The sequence below is a fragment of the Amycolatopsis sp. NPDC023774 genome (assembly GCF_040639695.1).
GTDB lineage: Bacteria > Actinomycetota > Actinomycetes > Mycobacteriales > Pseudonocardiaceae > Amycolatopsis.
The window spans coordinates 262,547-283,107 of the sequence record NZ_JBFAAJ010000006.1 but is presented as its reverse complement, the minus strand read 5'-3'; the positions used below and the strand labels follow the sequence as shown (position 1 = coordinate 283,107).

Here is a 20,561-nt window from a genome sequence, read left to right as displayed (position 1 = left end):
TTCCACAAAGTGGTGATTTTCCCGGCCGCCCCCCCCCACTCTTTTTGGAGACCCGCCCCCGGGGGGGGCCGGGGGCCGGGGGTCGGGGGCGCGCGCCGGATCCCGGAGGCGCCGGCGGTGATCTGAGGCCGCGTGCCGCGCGGGTCGACGTCGGCGAGGATGGGGTCGACGTCGGCGAGGATGTCGTGGCGAGGGCGGCGTAGGCCGTGGAGACGCGCTCAGGCAGGCTGCTGCTCGAGGTTGCGCAGGTGCGCCATGATGCGGTGCAGTTCGACGGGAAGATCGCCGGGTTTGCGGGCAGTGAAGATGGTGCCGTCCTGGACGACAGGCTCGTCGATCCACGTGCCGCCGGCAGCCTCGATCTCGGGGCGTACCCCGTACCACGCGGCGAGCCGGCGTCCTTCTGCCAGCCCCGCGGAGATCAGAACCTGGGGACCGTGGCAGACCAGGCCCATCGGTTTGTCCGCGGCGGCGAAGGCCCGGATGAACTCCAGCGCCAGAGGGCTGTCCCCCAGCTCGACCGGCGCGTAGCCGCCAGGCACATACAGCAGGAGGTAGTCGGAGGCGGCGACGTCGGCAACTGCCAGGGTCTGCCGGATGCCGAGGCCTGCAGCGCCGGTGAGGACGCCGCCCGACGGCGTGATGACGTCGACGTCGTAGCCGGCCTCGACGAAGCGGTAGTAGGGGTAGAAGAACTCGATGTCCTCCACCTTGTCGGCAGTGAGGACGGCGATGCGGCCCTTGCGGGGCTCGTTGGTCGGCACAGCGACGCGGATGTCGGCGACGGGCACGGTGTCGGACACGGGATACCTCCTGGGGTGATGCTTCTGCGGATCTCTTACAACCTCTAACCTAGGTCGAGGGAAGGAGACGTAAAATAGTGAACAGTCCAGTTCAGGAAATAGATCGTCCAGAACTGCTGGACCCTCTCGAAAGCATCCTGTCGTTGACCGGTGCTCGGGCCCGGCTCACGGCGAGGCTCGTCGGCCATGGTGACTGGGCGGTGCTGTTCCCGGCGCCGCCGGGGGCGAAGTTCAACGCCGTGCTGGAAGGCCAGTGCACGCTCACGGTCGACGACCAAGCGCCGCTCACGCTCCGGTCCGGGGACGTCTTCCTGCTGACCCGGCCGGCCGAATACGTGCTGGCCACCTCGCCCACAGTCGACGTGCAGCCGGCCGCGCCGTACTTCCGCTCCACGCCTGCCGAGGCGGCTCTCGTCGGACCACCGACGGAGCCGGTCACCGCCCGCCTCGTCGGCGGCAGCTTCGAGTTCGACGGTCGGGCCAGGCAGCTGCTGTTGGACGGGCTGCCCCCGGTCATCCACCTTCCCAGCCACGCCGAAGGCGCCCTGACGACCCAGCAGATGCTCACCCGGATCGACCGCGAACTCCGCCAGGACCGGCTCGGCTCCCGCATCGTCGCCGAACAGTTCGCCCTCGTCATGCTCATCGACCTCCTGCGCCACCACATCAGCGACAGAACAGCGGGCCGAGGCTGGATATACGGTCTCGCGGAGCCCGTCACCGCGACCGCGCTGCGGGCGATGCACGCCGACCCCGCCCGCCACTGGACGGTGAAGCAACTCGCCGACACCGCCCACGTATCCCGCTCCACCCTCGCCGCCCGGTTCAAACAGGCCGTCGGCCAGGGGCCGCTGGAGTACCTGACCGGCTGGCGCCTGGAACTGGGAGCCGACCGGCTGGCCAGGACCGACCAGAGCATCGCGGCCATCGCCCGCTCCGTCGGTTACGGCTCGGAGACAGCATTCAGCCTGGCGTTCAAACGGATGACCGGCCAGGCACCAGGCGCCTACCGCCGCCGGACCCGCGGCCACACCGATGAAGCCGCCTGAGCGGTGTGCTGGTGAACGAGCCGTCCGGACGTGCCGGCGATGGTGCCCCGGAGAGCGCTCGCTGCCGTGGAAGCGTCGCGGCTTGAGCAGACAGGCCGTTCGCGGGCGATCGCCAGTGGCATAACCGAGGTCGGATCGTAGGACTAGCTAGATTAGAACTAACTGCCGTGCTCTCCGGCGAGTGCCTGATACACCGGCCGGAGCAGCTCGGCGACGTCTTCGCCGCCCACCGTGATCGCGAACGGCGGGGCCTGGCCAAGCAGCGCATCGAACGACGTTCGCGGCCCGTGCAACGGCGCCGCGCCGCCCAGGCCCGGGGCCTGACCGCAGTCGAAGAAGGTGTCCAGGACGTCGGTCAGGGCCGGAGAACTGTCGTCAGGATCGAGCGGCTCGGCGGAGATGAGCCGGTTCTTCAGCTCCTCGAGCAGCGTCTCGCGGTCCCGGCCGCGCAGAGCGAGGATGGTGAACGGATCGTCGCCGACCCGCGCCACGAGCGCGGTGAACACGGCGTTCAGGTGCCCGCACGGCACCTCGACGTCCGGGCAGGTGCAGTCCAGTGACACCTCCCGCGCCGACGACGGGAACACGGGCAGCCGGACCGCTTTGAAGATCTGTTCGACGTCACGAGGCAGCTCGCCGCTGAGCAGCAGGACCGTGGACGACGCTTTCGCGGCGAGGGCTTGGGTGATCGCCGCCCAGTCCGATTTCCCGAACGCCGTCAGTCCGATTCTCACCTGGTACGGGCGCGGCCGGCTGTCCTGAACCGTGGCGTCGACGCGCCCGGCACCGACCTCCAAGAACACGACGCGCCCCTGGCCGCGCGCGGGCAGGAGGACGCCGATCGCCGTCAACGCCCGGATGAACCGGGTCGGCCACCACGGGAGTGGCTCAGTCATCGATCGCTTCCTCCCCCAGGGTGAGCACGCCGCGCAGCGCGTCCGTGGACAGTTCGGTGAGCCAGCTTTCGCCCTCGCCGACGACCATTCCCGCGAGCGCGCGTTTCTTGGTGATCAGGGTGTCGATGCGTTCCTCGATGGTGCCTGGGCAGACGAACTTCCGGACCTGGACGTGGCGTCCCTGCCCGATCCGGAACGCCCGGTCGGTGGCCTGGTTCTCCACGGCCGGGTTCCACCAGCGGTCCAGGTGCAGGACCTGGCTCGCGGCGGTCAGCGTGAGCCCAGAGCCGCCTGCCTTGAGCGAGAGCAAGAGGATCCGCGGCCCGTCGCCGGCTTGGAAGCGTTCCACGATCGCGTCTCGCGACCCTTTTGCCAGGCCGCCGTGCAGAAACGCGACTTCGGCGCTGAGTCGGTCCGACAGATGGGGCACGAGCATATGGCCGAATTCGGTGTACTGCGTGAAGCACAGCACCCGATCGCCCGACGCCAGAATCTCCGCCAGGACCTCTTCGAGGCGGATGATCTTGCCGGAGCGGTGGCCGATCGGGGAGCCGTCGTGCAGCAGGTGCGCGGGGTGGTTGCAGACCTGCTTGAGTTTCGTGATCGCGGCGAGGATGTTGCCGCGGCGCTTGATGCCCTGACTGTTCTCGATCTTCTTCATCATCTCGTCGACGATCGCGCAGTACAGCGTGCCCTGTTCGCGGGTGAGCCGGTATTCCTGCCTGATTTCGATCTTTTCCGGGAGCTCGGGGACGATCGTGGGGTCCGTCTTCACCCGGCGCAGCAGGTACGGCTGCGTGAGCCGGCGCAGGGCGGCGGCCGTGGCGGTGTCGCCCCGCCGCTCGATCGGGACGGCGAACCGCTGCCGGAACTCGAACCTGTTGCCGAGCAGTCCGGGGTTGAGCAGGTCCAGCACCGACCACAGGTCCGCCAGCCGATTTTCCACCGGGGTGCCGGTCAGCGCCAGCCGGTGTCCGGCCGTGAACCGGCGCACCGCCTTGGCCGTCGCGGTGTCGGCGTTCTTGATGGCGTGCGCTTCGTCGAGCACCAGGCGTCGCCAGGTGAACGTCTCGAGTTCGTCGGCGTCACGGGCGGCGGTGGCGTAGGTCGTGACGACGAGGTCGGCCGCGGCGACCTGCTCGGCGAGCGCGTCCCCGTGTGCGCGGGCGCTGCCGTGGTGGGCGTGGACACGCAGGCCCGGGGCGAAGTTCGCCGCCTCCCGCTGCCACATGCCGACCAGCGACATCGGGCACAGCACCAGCGTCGGCCGGTGATCGTGGTTTGCGCGCTCGACGGCCTCGAGCGCCAGCGTCTGGACGGTTTTGCCGAGGCCCATGTCATCGGCCAGGCACGCACCGAGCCCCAGCGCCGACATGAAAGCCAGCCAGGCGACACCCCGCTGCTGGTAGGGGCGCAGCGTGGCACGGAACGACGGCGGCAGCTCGACCGGCGCCACGGCCTGGTGCACCCGGTCGGCCAGGACGTCCCCGACCCAGCCGTCGGCGCTGACGTCGGTGACCGGGAGCGGCGTCTCCTGCGCGAGGTGGACGAGCTCCAGCAGCTCGGCCGCGGTGGGGCGCTGGGCGTGCCGGTGCGGGTCGCGGCGCAGGAACTCGAGACCGGCGCGGAGCCGGTCGGCGTCGACGCTGATCCACCTGCCCCGCAGCCGCACCAGCGGTGTCTTCGCCGCGACGAGCCTGGCCAGCTCTTCTTCGCCGATTTCGTCGTCGCCCACCGCGATCGACCAGCGGAACCCGGCCAGCTCGTCGCGGCCCACCCGGCTGCGGGTGACGACCTGCTCGGAGGGCGTGCTGCGGACGGCGAGCCGTAGTCCGAGCCGGCGCCTGCCGTCCCAGGTGGCTGGCAGCTGCACTTCGAACCCGGCCTCGATCAGCCGGGTCGCGCCCGAGGTGAGGAACCGTTCGGCTTCCTCGACGGTCAGGTCGTACTCGGACGGCTGGGTCCTGCGCAATGCCGGCGCCAGCACCGGTTCCACCAGCGCGGCCCGGCCCAGTTCGGCGACGAACAGCCCCTTCGGGTCCCTGACCAGCCCGTTTGCCCGGCCGGACCAGATCTGCCCCGCCGACAGCAGCAAACTCGGATCGGGCGTCGCACGCAGGAGGAACTGCAGCTGCCACTTGGTGCCGTCGCCGGTCTGGTCGTCGGGATCGGCCGCGTCCGGCTGACGCAGTGTGCCGACTTCGGCCAGCCGGAAACACGCCCGGCCGTCGACGACGTCGGTGTCGGCGACCTCGTCCCACTTCGCGACGGCGTCGGCCAGGACACCGAGCTCTCCCAGCGGCAGGCCGACGCGGGGAACGCCGCCCTGCAAAGCGGACAGCCACACCCCGGCCGCACCCCGGCCTCCGCGCAGGTCGACGAGTGGATCCGCCCGCGCCAGCCGGTCGCGGACCGCCGCGTCGACCAGGGCATGGAGCGCATCAGTGACGAGCGCGCGCGGTGAGGCGCCGGTGAGCGGCGCGATCTGCTCGGCCCGCCCGACCGGCGGCATGGCCGCGACCAGTGCGTCGAACGCGACGAAATCCACGCCCTGCAGCACCGGGCGCCATCGGGCCTCCGCCGTATCGCCCTGGCGGACCAGCGTCGGCAGAACCCGCCCGCGCCTCACCAGATCCGCGGCCATGCGGGCAACCGCCCGCAGGTAGGTGACCGAAGCGCCGTATGAGGCCGAGTCGTCGAGGTCGTCCAGCTCGGTCGCGTCCACGATCAACGCCGGCACCGACCACGGCCGCAACGTCAGCGCCGAGCCACGCCGCTTAACGCCCGCCGCCGGCTCGGAGGAGGCGAGCGGCCGGTTCGCCCGCGACGGGAGCAGCAACGTCGCCGACGTGGGCTTTCCGGGATGCAGAGCGGTCAGCTTCGCGCTGGAGACCGCGAACGGATGCGGGAGCGCGACCCGCGCCGAACGACTCGACGTGCCGGCCGGGCCTCGGTCGTGCTCCGCCCAGAGCAGCAGACCCCGGCCCGGAGACCACAGAGCGTGCACCAAAGGCAAGGTCTGAGGCTCCTTCGTCCGATCCGGATTCCCCGCAGATCGTCGCACGGCAGACGTAGAGGTCGCCGCCCGAGACCACGGCGGCCGTGACCCGACTGGCAGTGAACTGGTTCGATCCCAGTTTTGCGCACCAGCTGAAACCGCAGATCAGAAGCCCTGTTCCTCTTCGGAGGGCAGGTCTTCAGTCGTCGAACGGCGATGATCCGGCGGTGGCCCCGGGCTCGATCGCCCGACGGGCCCGAAAGTGCGGGGACCACGACACCAGCTTCGCCCGCTCCCCCGGAGGACAACGCCGCCGGCGATCGTCCGGCGCGTCCGGGGTCTGGTTCACCATCGCCGTGGTCACGTGGTCGTCGATCCCGCGCGATGCCTTTCGGCTTCTGCCGCAACCGGCGCCCGTCGCGCGACTTCCGGGAGTCCATTCTCGGTCGGCCACGCGCGTGCGTGTGCCGGCCCTCGGGTGACCGTCGGCAGAATCGACGGTCGCCACTCCCCCGCCCCGGAGGCATCGAGCTCGATCCCGTCCCCCGGCCGGCCGCCCGAACCGGATCCGGAAGTTCGACCACCGCCACGGATACCCCTCGGGTGTGCTGTGCACGAAGGGATGGCGATGGCTGTCCATCAGTTCCTCGCAGAGCACCGCGATCCCCGACGGCAGCGTCCACCAATCGCGTGCCCACAGGAGTCTTGGCCGGCGCCTTCTTCGGGCGGGTGTTGCCACGCCTCGTTGTGACCCCGCCTTCCACTGCGGGAGAGGCTGGTTGTCGAGGCCGACCCTGCCGCCGGCATCCCGCACGCCCGTTCACGTAACGCCGCCCGGCTGCAACAGGAACCGATTCGGACAGGTCGAGAACGTACAGTTCGCGAAAGTTCAGACCTTCGACGTCGAGCTCGCGTTCTCATCCGAGGTCGGAAAGCGAGAACTGTCGAGTACAGCTCGTTATCTGGCAATCGCGCACCACTTGCGGGTTGTTACCGGGCTTTCACACCGTCTGGGCGCTTGTGGCTCCGCTCGATCCCGGACAGCCGAAGCCACGGACGGTCTCGCAGGAATCGGCTCGCCGCCGGGCCGAAAAGCGGGTGTCCTCAGTGCACAGCGGGACTCGATCACTGCGCGGCCATCCCCGCGGTGAGGGAGCCCCGCCCCGCGCGCCGGGCCGGGAGCGCTGCGGCGATCGGGGCCGCGAGCACGGCTGCGGCCAGCAGTACTGCGAGGCGGGCCCAGGGCAGCGTGAACAGCACGGGCTCCGCGTCCGTCGAGGCCACGCGGGCGATCAGCCACGCCGAACCGATCCCGAGCAGCAGGCCGCAGGCCGCGCCGAAGACGGCCACGAACACCGACTCGGCCGCCAGCGCGGCGCGCAGTCCGCCCCGGGTCAGGCCGAGGGCTCGCAGCAGGGCCGACTCGCGCGTGCGTTCGAGGACCGAGAGCGACAGCGTGTTGGCGATCCCGGCGAACGCGATCAGCACGGCGAGCGCGGTCAGCGCCCACAGCAGGTCGAGCGTGCTGCGCAGCGGTGCCGACAGCTGGTCTTCGAGCTCCGCGATCGTGTTCAGCTTCGCCAGCGGAGTCGGTTCGAGTGCCCGGTCCAGCGCGGTTGCGACCTGGTCGGCGTCGGCGCCGTCGGCGAGTTTCGCGAGGATGCTGCTGTCGTGTTCGCTGTCCGGCAGAGCGATCTTCGGCAGCTCACCCAGGTCGACGAGCGCGAGGCCGAGGTCGGCGCCCGGTGCGTCGACGCTGTCGTAGACGGCCACGACCCGCAGCGGCGCCCCCGAACCCGTGCGTGCGGAGGCGCCCGCCACGAGCCCGGTCTCTTCGGACAACTGCCGGCTCACCGCCAGCTCACCGGGGCCGAGCCGGTCCAGCGCGCCCGAGAGGATCACCGGCCGCAGCAGAGCGCCGAGTGCGTCGCCGCGCACGGCGGTCATGCCGTAGGCGCCGAGCGAGCCGAGGTCGCCCGTGAACTCGGTGACCGGCGCGGTGGCCCCGACCCCCGGCACCGCCGCGAGCGTGGCCGGCAGGGTCGCGGGCAGTCCTTGCCCGCTGACCACTGACGTCACCGTGAACTCGGCACGCAGCTGTTGTTCGACGCCTTGGCCACGGCCGGCCTCGAGGCCCGCGGTCACCGTGGTCACGAGGGCGACGACGGCCAGTCCGATGGTCAGCGCGGCAGCGGTGGCGGCCGTGCGGCGGGGGTTGCGGTCGGCGTTGAGCGCCGCGAGCTTCGCGGGCTCGCCCAGCGCCGGGGAGGTGAGGGCACCCAGCACGCGCACGGCGGGCCCGGCCAGCAGCGGCCCGACCGCGAGCAGAGCGCCCAGTAGCGCGATCATCGCGACGACGGCCAGCACCGCGCCGTCCTGGGCCTCGGCCGTGAGCGCGGCGACCGCCGCTCCGATTCCGGCCACGAGCAGCACCGCCGCGACGATCGTGCGTGGCCGTCCCGCGCGGGCCTGGCGCCCTTCGACCGGCTTCCGCAACGCCGCCACGGGCGCCGTCCGCGTCGCGGCCCGCGCCGGGGGCACGGCTGCGAGCACGGTGACCAGCACACCGACGACGAGCGCCAGGACCGCGGTCCGAGCGGTCAGCGGGACGTGGACCGGTGCCCCTGGCGAGCCGGTGATCGCCTGCAGCGCGGCGGCGACGCCGAGGCCGCCGAACAGCCCGACGACGGAGGCCACCACGCCGACCACGGCCGCTTCGGCCAGCACCGCGCCGAAGACCTGCCGCTTCCCGGCGCCCACGCACCTCAGCAGCGCCAGCTCGTTGGCGCGCTGCGCGACCAGGATCGTGAAGGAGTTGGCGATCACCATCGCGGCCACGATCATCGCCAGCACGGCGAACGCGGTGAAGAACTTCGTGAGCCCCGCCGAGTCGGGCGCGGTCGTGCTCAGCAGTTCGGCGGCCGCGTGGCTGCCGGTGACCACGGAAACGCCATGACCGCCCACCGACCGGTCGAGCTGCGCGACGAGCTGCGCCGGGGCGACCCCCTGCGCCGCCCGGACCACGATCTCGTCGAACTCCGCGTCGGGCGCCACCTGGCGCAGCCCTTCGGGCGTGAGGACCAGGCTGTCGGCCCCGATCCCGGCGTCCGTCGGCCGGCTGAAGGTCCCGACGAGCGTGTACACGTGCGCTTTGCCCTGCTGGTCGAACAGCGTCACATGCCGGCCGAGCGAAAAGCCCTCGACGGTGGTCTTCTCCATCGCGAGTTCGCCGGGCTGCTGCGGGAACCGGCCACCGGCCAGGTCGAACGGCCGCAGCGCGGCGTCGGCGGGCAGCGCGGTGGCGGCCGCGTCGGTCGCGTGCCCGGAGGCGTCGCGGATCGGTGCGCTCACGGTGACGCGGCCCTCCGCCGCGGCCACGCCGGGCACTGCCCGAACCTTCGCGAGCAGCGCGTCGTCCAAGCCCGCACCGCGGGTCTGGCTGATCACCGCGTCGACCCCGCGCAGGCGGAAGGACACAGCGTCGCGGAGCCCGGCGCCGACGGCCCCGGAGAGAATGAACGAACCGGACACGAACGCCACCCCGAGGGCGATCGCGACGGCCGAGAGCAGCAGACGCAGGGGCCGGGCCCGGATCCCCGCGGCAACGACGCGCAGCATCACACCCCCAGGCCGGTCAGCGCGGCCAGCACGGAGTCGGCCGTCGGACGGGGCACGTGGGCGGCGACGCGGCCGTCGGCCAGCAGCACACCGTGGTCGGTGTAGGAAGCGGCGACGGGGTCGTGCGTCACCATCACCACCGTCTGGCCGAGCTCACGGACCGATGCGCGCAGGAAGCCGAGCACTTCGGTGCCGGAGTGCGAGTCGAGGTTGCCGGTGGGCTCGTCGGCGAACACGACTTGCGGCCGTCCGATCAGTGCCCGCGCGCACGCCACGCGCTGCTGCTGGCCCCCGGAGAGCTCACCGGGGTGGTGGCGCAGGCGTTGCCGCAGGCCGAGCGCGTCGACGACCACGCGCAGCCACGCCGGGTCGGGCTTGCGGCCGGCCAGACGCAGGCCGAGCAGGATGTTCTCCTCGGCCGTCATCGTCGGCAGCAGGTTGAACGACTGGAACACGAACCCCACGTGGTCACGCCGCAACCGGGTGAGCGCCGCGTCGGAGAGCCCGGTGAGCTCGGTCCGTCCGATGCGGACGCTGCCCGAGTCCACGGTGTCCAGTCCGGCGAGGCAGTGCAGCAGTGTGGACTTGCCGGAGCCCGACGGTCCGAGCACGGAGGTGAACCGCCGCGCCGGGAAGTCGAGGGACACGTGGTCCAGCGCCCGCACCGCGGTGTCTCCGCGTCCGTGGACTTTGACGACCTGCCGCACTCCCGCGGCGACGGGACTGTCCACTGTATCTGGTTGCATCCGCTCTCTCCCCGACCTCGGCGCGCCGCACTCGGCGCCTCGGCACGAGCTTGGCGAGGCCGCGCTGAAGCCTTCCTGAAGAACCCTGAAGAACGCTTCAGGAACCCGCGCGGGCGTCTGAGAAGATCAGTGGCATGAGGGTGCTCCTGGTCGAAGACGAGAAACGGCTGGCCGAGACGTTGCGGTGGGGGCTCGAGGCCGACGGGTACGCCGTGGACCTCGCCAGCGATGGCGAAGCCGGGCTGGAACTGGGACAACTGCACCCGTACCAGGTGATCGTGCTGGACATCATGCTGCCGAAGCTCAATGGCTACCGGGTCTGCGCCGCTCTGCGCGAGCGCGGGGTGACGACACCGATCCTCATGTTGACGGCCAAGAACGGCGAGTACGACGAGGCGGAGGCCCTCGACACGGGCGCGGACGATTTCCTCAGCAAACCGTTCTCCTACGTCGTGCTCACCGCCCGCCTGCGCGCGCTCGTCCGCCGCGGCCGGGCAGGTGCGGCGGCGGCTTTGACGTTCGGCGACCTGGTGCTCGACCCCGCGAAACGCACCTGCCGGCGTGGCGGCACGCCGGTGGCGCTGACCACTAAGGAGTTCGCGGTGCTCGAATGCCTGCTGCGCCACGACGGGCACGTGGTGGCGAAGCACGAGATCCTCGACCAGGTGTGGGACGTCGCGTACGAGGGCGATCCGAACATCGTGGAGGTCTACGTGAGCGCGTTGCGGCGCAAGCTGGACGCGCCGTTCGGGCGGCGCACGATCGCCACCGTGCGCGGCGTGGGGTACCGGCTGGTCGCCGACGAGCCTGGCGCGTCCGCATGAGTAGGTGGTGGCCCGAGTCGGTGCGCCGGAGCACGGCGCTCGCGGCGTTGCTGCTCAGCGTGGCGGTGTTCGGGCTGGGGTGGTGGGGGATCCGGCAGTTCGTCGTGACGCAGCTGTCGCGCAACGTCGTGCAGTCGACGTGGGCGCAGCTCGACCGGGTCGCCGACGCCTATCGCCTGGGTGCCCTGTCTTCGGCGGCTCTCAACGGCGACGCGATGTTCGAGGTGGTCACCGACGACGGCCGGGCCGTGGTCCACAGTGGCAACCTCACCCGGCTGGATCCAGCGTGGCAACCGCTGCCGCCGGCGCCTCGTGATGCGCCGCACGGCTGGACGACCACCACGACCGCCGCGCTGCACCCGGGCACACATCCGCAGTGGCGCGAGTACCGCACGTACACCGTGGTGGGGACCGTCGTCGACGACGTGCCGGCCGCCCTGGTGGAACCGCTCGGCCGAGAAGGCTCCACTGTGGACGCCGGACTTTCGCGTGCCGCCCCTTCGAGCGAGCACTACCGGCTGACGCTGTACCTGTTCGTGCTGCCGTGGGACACGCTCACCACGCTGGCGTTGTTCGACGACACCCTCGAGGTGTTCGTGCCGTTGGCCGTGCTCCTCACAGCGCTCGTCGCGTGGTTCGCCGCCGGCCGCGCACTGCGCCCCGTGGAGGCGATCCGCGGCGAGCTCGCCGAAGTGAGCGGCAGCCAGCTCGGCCGCCGCGTGCCGGTGCCACGCTCGCGTGACGAGATCGCCCGGCTGGCGCACACGACCAACGCCACGCTCGAGCGCCTGCAGCACACTCACGAACAGCAAGAACGGTTTGTCGCGGACGCGAGCCACGAGCTGCGCAGCCCGCTCGCGAACCTGCGTACCGGCCTGGAGGTCGCGCTAGCGCACCCCGAGCGCGCCGACTGGCCCGCCGTCGCCGAACGTTCGCTGCTCGACATCCGACGCCTGCACCGCATCACCGCCGACCTCCTGCAGCTGGCCGTCGACCCCGGTCGCGTCTCGCCGGTGGAGGTCGACCTGGCGGATGTGGTGGGTGAACAGGTCGCCGAACGTGCAGCCGCGCCCGACGGCCCGGTGGCTCATTCCTTTGTGGACGGTCCGGTCCGGGTGCTCGGCGAACCAGTGCAGCTCGAACGCCTGCTGCGCAACCTCCTCGACAACGCGGTCCGCCACGCGAGTTCCGCCGTGACCGTCACCGTGGGCCGCCACGGCACCACCGTGGTCCTCGAAGTCCTCGACGACGGCCCCGGCATCCCGCCGGCCGATCGTGAACGCGTCTTCGACCGCTTCGCCCGCCTGGACGACGCCCGCACCCGCGACGCCGGCGGCTCCGGTCTGGGTCTCACCCTGGCGCGGGAAATCGCCCGGCGCCACGGAGGTTCCCTGGCGGTGGCGGACTCGGAAACCGGCGCTCGCTTGGTCGCACGGCTGCCTGCCGCGGACTGAGCCGGCCACTGCGTGGCCGTCGGAGTGCTCGGCGCGCCGGCCTCGCCGCACACCGAGCAGCCGGCGCTGCGATGGGCGGCGACGCTGGTCGCCGGGCGGCGCCACCGGAGGAGGCGTTTGCCCCGGTCGCCGAGGCGCCACCTGAATCTGCACGAGGAGCAGGTGCTGTTCCCCCCTGCGCGACCACCGGCCGGCCGAATCGTGGCGAAGTTCTCCCAGTATGCGACCGCCACCGCGCCGCCCGTTTCGCCGCACCGGCCGGTCGGGTTGGATCGGGCCGGCACGCCGGAAGAGATCGGTGATCCTCTCCGCCTGCACGACCCGGGCAACCGGTGGCGCCGACGGTGTGCGAGCAGGGTGAACAGGTGCTGAAGGTCTTCGAAGGCGCAACCGCCTGAACCGTCCACCGCACGTCCGGCGCGGGGCCTGCGTCAGGGGCGCGCCCAGTACGTGCCCGCCCGCCACAGCCACTCGAACGGGCCGTAGGCGAACCGCTTCAGCCACAGGTGGCTGAAGACCAGCTGCACCACCCAGATCGGCAGGCACAGCAGCAGGAGCACCGACGTCGGGATCGTCCGGGTCGACGCGAGCGCACCGACCAGCGCGACGCCCAGAATCGCGTGGGTGAGGTAACTGGTGAGCGCCATGCGGCCGTAGCTCTGCAGTGGCCGCAGGGCCGCCCGCAGCCGGGCCGAGCGCAGCAACAGCACCAGCCCGCTGAGGTACGCGAGGGCCGGCACCACGGCCAGGTTCCCTTCGAGCACGTGCGCCAGATCGGCGTCGGTCAGCGACAGCGTCCACGCCCACAGCGCGATCGTGGCGACCCCCGTCACCGCAAACAACTTCCGCACGGCCGGCACGCGCGCATCGTCGGTCAGCAGACCGGCCCGGAACGCCCAGCAACCCAGCACCGTGTGCCCGAACGACTGCACCACCACACCCGCCGCCAGCCACGAGTTCTGCCCGATCCCGGCGCCGCCGTAGTGGTTCGCCAGGGCGATCGCGGTGGTGCCCAGGTTCCCGGCGAGCGCGACCACGAGGCCGACCGTGAGCAGAATCCGTTGCGGCGCACGGAAAAGGAGGGCAAGCACCGCGCCGTTGAGCGCGTAAACGGCCAGCACGTCGGGTGCGCGCAGCAGCACCAGGTTGGCCAGCCCGAACACGAGCAGGATGGCCATGCGCCGCAGGTACGGCGCCCAGAACTTTCCGCGCCGGGTCATGTTGCCGAACAGGATCGTCGCGCTCACGCCGAAGAGGAACGCGAAGATGAAGTGGAACTTGTCGAGTACCAGCAGGTCCACGAGCCGGGCCGACCACGAGTCCACCGCCGACGCCGTCGGCGCGGGCCGGTGCCCGGGGCTCGCGTTCGCGTAGTAGTCCCCCATGTTCACCAGCAGGATCGCCATCACCGCCAGCGCGCGGATGATGTCGATCGATTCGATCCGCTGCCGGACCACGGGGGTCGCGAGCGGGTTCACAACCGTTTCCACGGAGGATTCCCTTCTGTGTGCTCTGGTGCGATGAGCGTGCCTCAGTCCTGAGTGGTCGGACATCGATCTTCAGGATGACTCCGGGTCGCAGATTCACAGGTGGTGGCACGATCCTTCCGGTGATTGGCACGGAAGCTTCTCGTCAGCCGCGCGGAAGTGATCTATCGCCGGCCGGCGGCGCCGTATCCGCACCACACGTTCACCACCTGCGGGCCGCCAGGTGAAGCGCGCAGGGTTCCTTCGACGGCTGGGAAACGTCGTCGCGGACAGCACCACCACGGCCCACGTCGTCAGCGCGACCGGCGCCTGGCCCGGCGTAACGAAAGCGGCCGGGTCGCGCCGCACTTCACACCGTTCGGTGAGGCGTTCTTCCACCGCGACCAAGGCTTTTCCCGACGCATCGACGAGCACGCCACCGGCGGCGCTCACCAGGCCACCGAGGACGACCGCCCCGGGTTGAGGCTGGCGCACAGATCGGCGATCGCCCGGTCCAGTGTCCGCCCGGCGTCGGGCACGATGCGGCAGGCCTGCGGTTCCGCGTCGCGCACGAGCTGAACGACCCCGTCAAGGGTCACGGGTTCGCGGCGGGCTTGAACTCCGCGAGGCTTGCCGCGGTGATCACCGCGGCTGAAGTCGCCACCGGTTTCCCTCGATGCCCGACGCCGGCAAACCAACCCCAAGACGCCGCCAACGCACACAGGGCGCAGCCCGCGGGGGCGCGGCGTCTGAGGTGGCGACAGTGCTCGCGCCAGGTCGGGCGCGGATCGATGTTCGGCTATCGGGCCGGTGCGGTGAAAAGTTCGTCGTGGAAAGCTGCGTGAGCTGCCGCGGACTCACGAGAGAACGTTCCCCTCGGGTTCCTGGGCATCAGATCCGCGACTTTCCCACTCGGTACCTGATCGAACAATAGGTTGCCGCGCGGCCGGTCAGCGTTTCGTGATGATCGTGGTGACCGGCAGGCCGAACCGGCGCTCGGCTTGGCGCGGCAGGTCGGCCCGGAGCCAGCGGGAGGCGCGCCGGGGCAGCGTGGCCACGATGATCTCGTCGAACTCGCGGCTCGCGAGCACCTTCTCGATGGCTTCGAGCGGCTGGGCGCTCCCGAGGTCGCCGTTCGCGTGAACCTTCCGCACGGTGAGGTCGGCGAGCACCTGGTCCAGCCGTTGCCGGGCCTGCGCTGTCGCCTCCTCGTCGGAGGCAGGTCGGCCGAAGTCCATCACCACGGTGGGCATCGGCATCAAGCCGCCGGCGGCCGGCACCGTGTGGTAGTGCACGGCGGCGGTGTTCGGGACGAGCACGTAGAAGGAACTCGGGCCCGCCTCGATCCTCTTGTGGAGCTCGTTCAGCAGCTCCGGACCCAGAAGGGTCTGGTTCGCGACCACGAGGTACCTGCGCATGAAGACCACCCACTCGGTCAGCCCTTGACACGCTGTGCACTCTCATGATAGTTCGCCGCATGGGCTGTGGTCTACGGGCGAAAGCGCCGCGACGGTCGCCGCCGAGAAGGGGTGAGAACCCGCGCACCACCCGGGCCGAGGAGTCCACAAAGGACTTGCCGGTCGAGAATCCCGACCGACGCCTCGAACCCGCCGGGCTCACCGCAGGTGGGACAGGTCGGCGGCGCCCACGAGTCCGGCATCGTTGCCCAGTTCGGCGATCCGCACCTTCGCAGCCGGGCGGTGTCCGCGGCCGGTGAGGTTCTTGCGGAAGACGGCCTCCGTCGGTGCGCGGAGAATTTCCCCGGCCTCGCTCACGCCGCCGGCGATGACGAACATGCCCGGGTCGAGGATCGCGGCCAGCGCGGCCATCCCGCGCCCGAGCCACCTGCCCAGCTCGTCGAAGCAGTTCAGGGCGGTCACGTCGCCGGACCGCGCGGCCTCGGTGACGATGTGACCGGTGATGCCCGCCGGACGCCCCCCGGCGAGCCGCAGCAGCTCCTGGGCCATCGAGGGCGCGACGGTCGCCTGCTCCTGCGCCTCGAGCACGAGCGCACGCCCGCTGCCGTACTGCTCCCAACAGCCGTGCAGGCCGCATCCGCAGCGTCGTCCGTCGGGGACGATGGTGAAGTGCCCGATCTCGGCGGCCAGCCCGTAGCGGCCCCGGAAGAGCTTCCCGTCGAGGACGACACCGCCGCCGATCCCGGTACCGATGGTCAGGATGACGACGTGGGTCTCGCCGCGGGCGGCGCCGAACCGGACCTCGGCCCACGCGGCGGCGTTGGCGTCGTTCTCCACGATCACCGGAATGCCGAGCCGGCTCTCCAGCGATTCCCGCAAATGCTCGTCGCGCCAGGCGAGGTTCGGCGCGAACATCACGGTCGAACGCTTCTCGTCGACGAAACCCGCCGCGCCCAGGCCAACCCCGACCACGGTGTACTCGCTGGTCAGCTCCCGAACGGCGTCGGCGATGGACTCCTGGGTCTTCGACGGGTCGTCGGCGGGTGTCGGACGCCGGGTGCGGGCGACGATGTGCCCGCCCTCGTCGACCACCCCTGCGGCGATCTTGGTGCCGCCGATGTCGACGCCGATGGCGAGCGTCCCCTCAGCGGCCTTGTGGACCGGCCGGGGAACCGTCTCCGTCGCCGGGCTGTTCATGACGCCCGCCCGGCCAGCACGTGACGGCCGAGCGCCGCTACGTCGATCTCGTCGAGAGAGGTCACCACGAGGTCGGCCCGCGCGGCTGCGAGCAACGCCTCGTCGTCGGCCCTCGCGACACCCAACGCCGACATCCTGCCGGCCTTGGCGGCCTCGATGCCGCTGGCCGCGTCCTCGACGACGAAGCAGTCTTCGGGGGCGACGCCGAGTTCGGCCGCGCCGGTCAGGAAGATCTCCGGGTGTGGCTTGCCGTGGGCGAAGTCGCGGCCCGAAATGTCGGCGTCGAAGGAGTCGAGCAGGCTCAATCCGGGCGTCACGAAGTCGTGGGAGAGGCCGTTCTGCGCGGCGAAGGTGTCGAGGCGGATCTGACGCAGGAAAAGCCCGGCGTTCTTCGACGACGACGCCGCCGCGGTCGGGATGCCCGCGGCCTTCACCGCGAGGACGAAGCGCAGCGCGTCGGGGTAGGCCTCGAACTCGCCGGCCTCGATGAGCTTGATGACCATGTCCTGTTTGTGCGCACCGTAGACCTCGACGCGCGCCTTCGCGTCGGGGACCTCGAAGTACTCGAGGGCGGCCAGTGCTCCGGCGGCCCTGGGTTTGCCGGACATCACCTGCTGGTAGACCTGGGGAGTGAAGCGGTCGTCCGACCACCTGGTCCGGTCGCGGATGTCGGCCCACTCGGTCTCCATCAGCTCGCGCAGCGAGTCCTTCCAGGCCCGCTCATGCGGGGAGTCGACGAGCACGCCGTCGACGTCGAAGATCGCGCCCTCAAAGCCCTTCGCCATGGTGACTCCCTTCCGCGTGGCCCGGGTGGCTCCCCGCCGCCACCGGCCCGTGCTCGTGGGACAGGGTGAAGACCCGGCTGTCCCCCGCCCCGAGCTCGTGGACCTCGTCTCCGACGCCGATGAAGACCGGCCCGCGGAAGCCCTGGGGAAGCGCGAAGACGGTCAGCTCGTCGTCCGTGATCGACACCCGTAGCGGCACGCCGCGGTACTGCATCGAGAAAACCAGGCCGTCGAGCCGGTTGAGCTGGGTCGGCGCGAAGTACAGCACGCCGTCCCGCACGGCGCTGCCGACGTAGTAGCGCTGCAGCAGGTCCAAGGTCCCGGACATGACACCCATGTGGATGCCTTCCTTGGTCGTTCCTCCTTGGACGTCACCGATGTCGCTCTCCAGCGCCACGATGAACCGGTCCCAGGAACTCTTCGGGTCCAGCGCGGCGAGCACGCCGGCGTGGGTGACGAGACTCAGCGTCGAACCGTGGGAGGTGCGCCGGTCGTAGTAGTCGATCGTGCGCCGGGTCAGCTCCGCATCGTGCTCGTAGCCGAGCCGGCGGAAGAGAGTGCGTAGCTCCGCGTCGGAGAACAGGAAGAACAACATGACCGCGTCGGCCTGCTTGGCCAGTTTGAAGCGGTCGGGTTCTTCGCCCTCCGCCTTGAGGATCCGGTCCAGCCGCTGGATGTTGGCATGCTCGGCCCGGTAGTGCTCCCAGTCGAGTTCCTCCAGGTCCAGGTAGCCCTCGAACTGGCTGATGATGCCGTCCGGGTGGAACGGCACGTACATCTTGCGGCTCATCTCGTCCCACGTGTGCAGCTCGTCATCGGTCAGTCCGAGGCGGGCGCGCAGCGCGGCGCGGCGGCTGGCCGGCAACAGCCTCAGCACACGCGGAGCGGTGTCGGCGATCCAGGCCACCATCACGTTGGTGTAGGCGTTGTTGCGCAAACCGCCTTCTTCGCTGCCGGGATAGCGCTCGTGAAACTCGTCGGGTCCCATCACGCCGTGGATCTCGTAGCGGTCGCGCTCCGGGTCGTACCGGGCGATCGAGGCCCAGAACCGCGCGATCTCGAGCATCAACTCGGCGCCGTAATCGCGCAGGAACTCCCGGTCGTCGGTGGCCTGGTAGTACTGCCAGACGTTGTAGAAGATGGCCGCGTTGACGTGGCGCTGGTTGTGGCTCAGGTCGGGGTCCCACTGACCGGAAAGCGGGTTGAGGTGGACGACCTGGGTCTCTTCGGTGCCGTCACTGCCGCTCTGCCACGGGAACATCGCGCCGCGGAAGCCCGCTTCCCGGGCAGCCGCGCGGGCCTCGGTGAGCCTGCGATAGCGGTAGAGGAGCAAGCCGCGGGTGATGTCGGGCAGCCGGAAGTTGAGGAACGGGTAGATGAACAGCTCGTCCCAGAACACGTGGCCGCGGTAGGCCTCGCCGTTGAGCCCCCGGGCCGGGACACCCGCGTCGTGCCGTGCGGTGTGCCGGGAGCAGACCTGCAGCACATGCGCCACGTGGAACCGCAGCAGCAGTTCAACCCGTGGTTCCCGCGGGAGCTCGAGGTCGCACACCTCCCACAGCTCAGTCCACGCCGAAGCATGCTCCACCAGTGCCTCGGCGAAGTCCGGGTAGCGCAGGACGCCCCGGCCCGCGGCTGCCAGTGTCTCGGTGATCGCGTTGTCGTGCGAGGTGAACAGCGACACCATCTTCTCAACCCGAACCGGCCGGCCCCGCGCCACGTCGAAGGTGATGACCTGCTGGATGTAGTCATCCATCTGATCCAGGCTGCGCTCCACCGGAAGCTGCTCCCCGTCGAGGAAGACACGGGTGCGGGCGGCCTCGGTGACGTAGATGTCCGACTGCCGGGTCTGCACCTTCAGCGCGATGGTCTCCGGACCGAAAGTGCGCGGAGACACCGGGTCGAGGTGACGTCCCTCCAGCTCGCGGTAGCGGGCGACCATCTGGTTGGTCACCCGGCCGTCCAGCCCGGAGATCACCTCGACGCGACCCGACCAGTTCTCGGGTGTCAGCGTCCACTCGATGCCGGCCTGGTGGCTGTGGGCCATGCTCACGAAGCGGCGGCTGCGCAGCGTCGTTTCCCGGCCGGCGCGGTCGCGGAAGCGCACGACGCGCTGAACGGTCGCGAGCCGGATGTCGTAGGAGTGCTCGTAGGAGATCAGTTCGACGTTGCCGAGCCTGATCGCGTCCTCGCCCTCGATGCGCAGCTTGAGCACCAGCCAGTTCGGCAGGTTGACCAGGTCCTCGTTCTGCACCGGGCGTCCCCCGAGGATGGTGGTTTCCCGGTTGAAGCCACCGTGCGCGTAGGTGCCCGGGTAGTGGACTCCGCCGGCGTCCTCCCACTCGGCGGCACCGCGGGTGCAGAAGTATCCGTTGCCCGTCGACGTCAGCGACTCCCGCAGACCCTCAGCGCTTGGGTCGAAGTGGTCGTAGACGAGCACGCAGTCGGAGACGGATTCCTCCTCGTCCGGGGGCCGGCCCTCGCCGACGGCCAGAGTGGACAGCAGCTGGGCCACTTCTTCCGGGGAGGAGAGGATGAAGTCGGCCGACGTGTTCCGGTCGCCCACTTCCGGATCATCGGCCGAGCCGACGAAGATGCCGGCGCCCCCGCGACCGGCCAGTGCCCGGAAGGCATCCTCGTCGGTGATGTCGTCGCCGAGGTAGATCGGGACCACCTCCGGCGAGTCCAGGTGCAGGTCACGGAGCAGGTGGAGCACGGCCTTGCCCTTGTGCCAGTCGATCTTCGGCTGAAGCTCGTAGACCATCTTGCCCGGCGTCATCTTCAGCCGATCCGGATGCTCGGCGAGGAGCGTCTCGACCACGGTGGCGATCCGTTGGCGCCGGTCCGGGTCGACGAGTCGGTAGTGCACCGCGACCGAGGCCTTCTTCGGTTCGATCACCACGCCCGGGATCGAGGCGGTTTCGGTGCGCAGGCGATCGGTGACCTCGCCGATGACGTCCTCGAACCCGCTCGCGGCATCGTGGTGGATCTCGCCGGCGGCCGGGCTCCAGATGTCGAAGCCGTGGCTGCCGGCGACCACCAGGTCGTCGATCCCCATCAATCGCTGCACGTCGAGCCGGTCACGCCCGCTGACCACACAAACCGGGCAGCGCGTCGCCAGCGCCCGCACCGTGTCTCTCATGCGGTCGGAAATCAGGGCGTCTTCGGGGTGGTCCACGATCGGGGCCAGCACACCGTCGTAGTCGAGGAACACCGCCGGGCTCCGTCCGGCCAGCCGCTGGGCGAATCGATCACCGTCACGCAACGCGTGGGGAAGTTCCCGGACCATCGACGTCGGCTCGGTCAT

15 protein-coding genes are annotated in these 20,561 nt (G+C 70.5%); 3 read left to right on the top strand and 12 right to left on the bottom strand.

The window, feature by feature from the left end; translation table 11 throughout:
• Positions 1-218 precede the first annotated feature (218 nt).
• Entirely contained in the window at positions 219-803 is a 585-nt protein-coding gene (locus AB0F91_RS17525) for a DJ-1/PfpI family protein (protein WP_360598560.1), read from the bottom strand.
• 77 nt (positions 804-880) lie between these two features.
• Here AB0F91_RS17525 and AB0F91_RS17520 point away from each other — a divergent pair, with 77 nt between their 5' ends.
• A complete protein-coding gene (locus AB0F91_RS17520) occupies positions 881-1,852 on the top strand; it encodes an AraC family transcriptional regulator (RefSeq protein WP_360598559.1) in 972 nt (323 codons plus the stop codon).
• Positions 1,853-2,010: 158 nt separating this feature from the next.
• Here the strand turns inward: AB0F91_RS17520 and AB0F91_RS17515 are convergent, their stop codons facing one another.
• From AB0F91_RS17515 to AB0F91_RS17500, 4 genes are all read right to left on the bottom strand, one after another.
• Positions 2,011-2,748: a hypothetical protein gene (locus AB0F91_RS17515; protein ID WP_360598558.1), complete on the bottom strand. Its 738-nt coding sequence runs from the start codon at positions 2,746-2,748 to the stop codon at positions 2,011-2,013.
• On the bottom strand, positions 2,741-5,764 hold the full coding sequence (locus AB0F91_RS17510) for a DEAD/DEAH box helicase (protein ID WP_360598557.1): 3,024 nt from the start codon (positions 5,762-5,764) through the stop codon (positions 2,741-2,743). The genes AB0F91_RS17515 and AB0F91_RS17510 overlap by 8 nt, the downstream gene beginning before the upstream one ends.
• Before the next feature lie 1,107 nt (positions 5,765-6,871).
• Positions 6,872-9,364, bottom strand: a complete 2,493-nt coding sequence (locus tag AB0F91_RS17505; protein WP_360598556.1) for an FtsX-like permease family protein — start codon at positions 9,362-9,364, stop codon at positions 6,872-6,874.
• The gene (locus AB0F91_RS17500; protein WP_360598555.1) at positions 9,364-10,110 is read right to left on the bottom strand and encodes an ABC transporter ATP-binding protein; all 747 of its coding nucleotides are present in this window, start codon (positions 10,108-10,110) and stop codon (positions 9,364-9,366) included. The genes AB0F91_RS17505 and AB0F91_RS17500 overlap by 1 nt, the downstream gene beginning before the upstream one ends.
• A gap of 134 nt (positions 10,111-10,244) precedes the next feature.
• Between AB0F91_RS17500 and AB0F91_RS17495 the strand changes: the two genes are divergently transcribed.
• Positions 10,245-10,934: a response regulator transcription factor gene (locus tag AB0F91_RS17495; RefSeq protein WP_360598554.1), complete on the top strand. Its 690-nt coding sequence runs from the start codon at positions 10,245-10,247 to the stop codon at positions 10,932-10,934.
• Positions 10,931-12,388 (top strand): ATP-binding protein, encoded by a 1,458-nt coding sequence (locus AB0F91_RS17490; RefSeq protein ID WP_360598553.1) that lies wholly within the window; start codon positions 10,931-10,933, stop codon positions 12,386-12,388. Before AB0F91_RS17495 ends, AB0F91_RS17490 begins: the two co-directional genes overlap by 4 nt.
• Before the next feature lie 431 nt (positions 12,389-12,819).
• Here the strand turns inward: AB0F91_RS17490 and AB0F91_RS17485 are convergent, their stop codons facing one another.
• From AB0F91_RS17485 to otsB, 7 genes are all read right to left on the bottom strand, one after another.
• Positions 12,820-13,878, bottom strand: coding sequence for a DUF418 domain-containing protein (locus AB0F91_RS17485; RefSeq protein WP_360598552.1), 1,059 nt, complete (start codon positions 13,876-13,878; stop codon positions 12,820-12,822).
• A 93-nt stretch (positions 13,879-13,971) separates the two neighbouring features.
• Positions 13,972-14,307: a hypothetical protein gene (locus AB0F91_RS17480; RefSeq protein ID WP_360598551.1), complete on the bottom strand. Its 336-nt coding sequence runs from the start codon at positions 14,305-14,307 to the stop codon at positions 13,972-13,974.
• A complete protein-coding gene (locus tag AB0F91_RS17475) occupies positions 14,304-14,453 on the bottom strand; it encodes a hypothetical protein (RefSeq protein ID WP_360598550.1) in 150 nt (49 codons plus the stop codon). Before AB0F91_RS17475 ends, AB0F91_RS17480 begins: the two co-directional genes overlap by 4 nt.
• Before the next feature lie 351 nt (positions 14,454-14,804).
• Positions 14,805-15,272 (bottom strand): hypothetical protein, encoded by a 468-nt coding sequence (locus AB0F91_RS17470; RefSeq protein WP_360598549.1) that lies wholly within the window; start codon positions 15,270-15,272, stop codon positions 14,805-14,807.
• 198 nt (positions 15,273-15,470) lie between these two features.
• A complete protein-coding gene (locus tag AB0F91_RS17465; RefSeq protein WP_360598548.1) occupies positions 15,471-16,469 on the bottom strand; it encodes an ROK family glucokinase in 999 nt (332 codons plus the stop codon).
• A complete protein-coding gene (locus AB0F91_RS17460) occupies positions 16,466-17,254 on the bottom strand; it encodes an HAD-IA family hydrolase (protein ID WP_360598547.1) in 789 nt (262 codons plus the stop codon). Before AB0F91_RS17460 ends, AB0F91_RS17465 begins: the two co-directional genes overlap by 4 nt.
• Positions 17,238-20,561 (bottom strand): trehalose-phosphatase, encoded by a 3,324-nt coding sequence (gene otsB / locus AB0F91_RS17455; protein ID WP_360598546.1) that lies wholly within the window; start codon positions 20,559-20,561, stop codon positions 17,238-17,240. Before otsB ends, AB0F91_RS17460 begins: the two co-directional genes overlap by 17 nt.

Bases quoted from the DNA above. Each gene is read 5' to 3' on its own strand.
- AB0F91_RS17470 (WP_360598549.1), bottom strand. From the start codon at position 15,272: ATGCGCAGGTACCTCGTGGTCGCGAACCAGACCCTTCTGGGTCCGGAG.
- AB0F91_RS17505 (WP_360598556.1), bottom strand. From the start codon at position 9,364: ATGCTGCGCGTCGTTGCCGCGGGGATCCGGGCCCGGCCCCTGCGTCTG.
- AB0F91_RS17490 (WP_360598553.1), top strand. From the start codon at position 10,931: ATGAGTAGGTGGTGGCCCGAGTCGGTGCGCCGGAGCACGGCGCTCGCG.
- AB0F91_RS17460 (WP_360598547.1), bottom strand. From the start codon at position 17,254: ATGGCGAAGGGCTTTGAGGGCGCGATCTTCGACGTCGACGGCGTGCTC.
- AB0F91_RS17500 (WP_360598555.1), bottom strand. From the start codon at position 10,110: ATGCAACCAGATACAGTGGACAGTCCCGTCGCCGCGGGAGTGCGGCAG.
- AB0F91_RS17465 (WP_360598548.1), bottom strand. From the start codon at position 16,469: ATGAACAGCCCGGCGACGGAGACGGTTCCCCGGCCGGTCCACAAGGCC.
- otsB (WP_360598546.1), bottom strand. From the start codon at position 20,561: ATGACCGAGCCGACGTCGATGGTCCGGGAACTTCCCCACGCGTTGCGT.
- AB0F91_RS17515 (WP_360598558.1), bottom strand. From the start codon at position 2,748: ATGACTGAGCCACTCCCGTGGTGGCCGACCCGGTTCATCCGGGCGTTG.
- AB0F91_RS17495 (WP_360598554.1), top strand. From the start codon at position 10,245: ATGAGGGTGCTCCTGGTCGAAGACGAGAAACGGCTGGCCGAGACGTTG.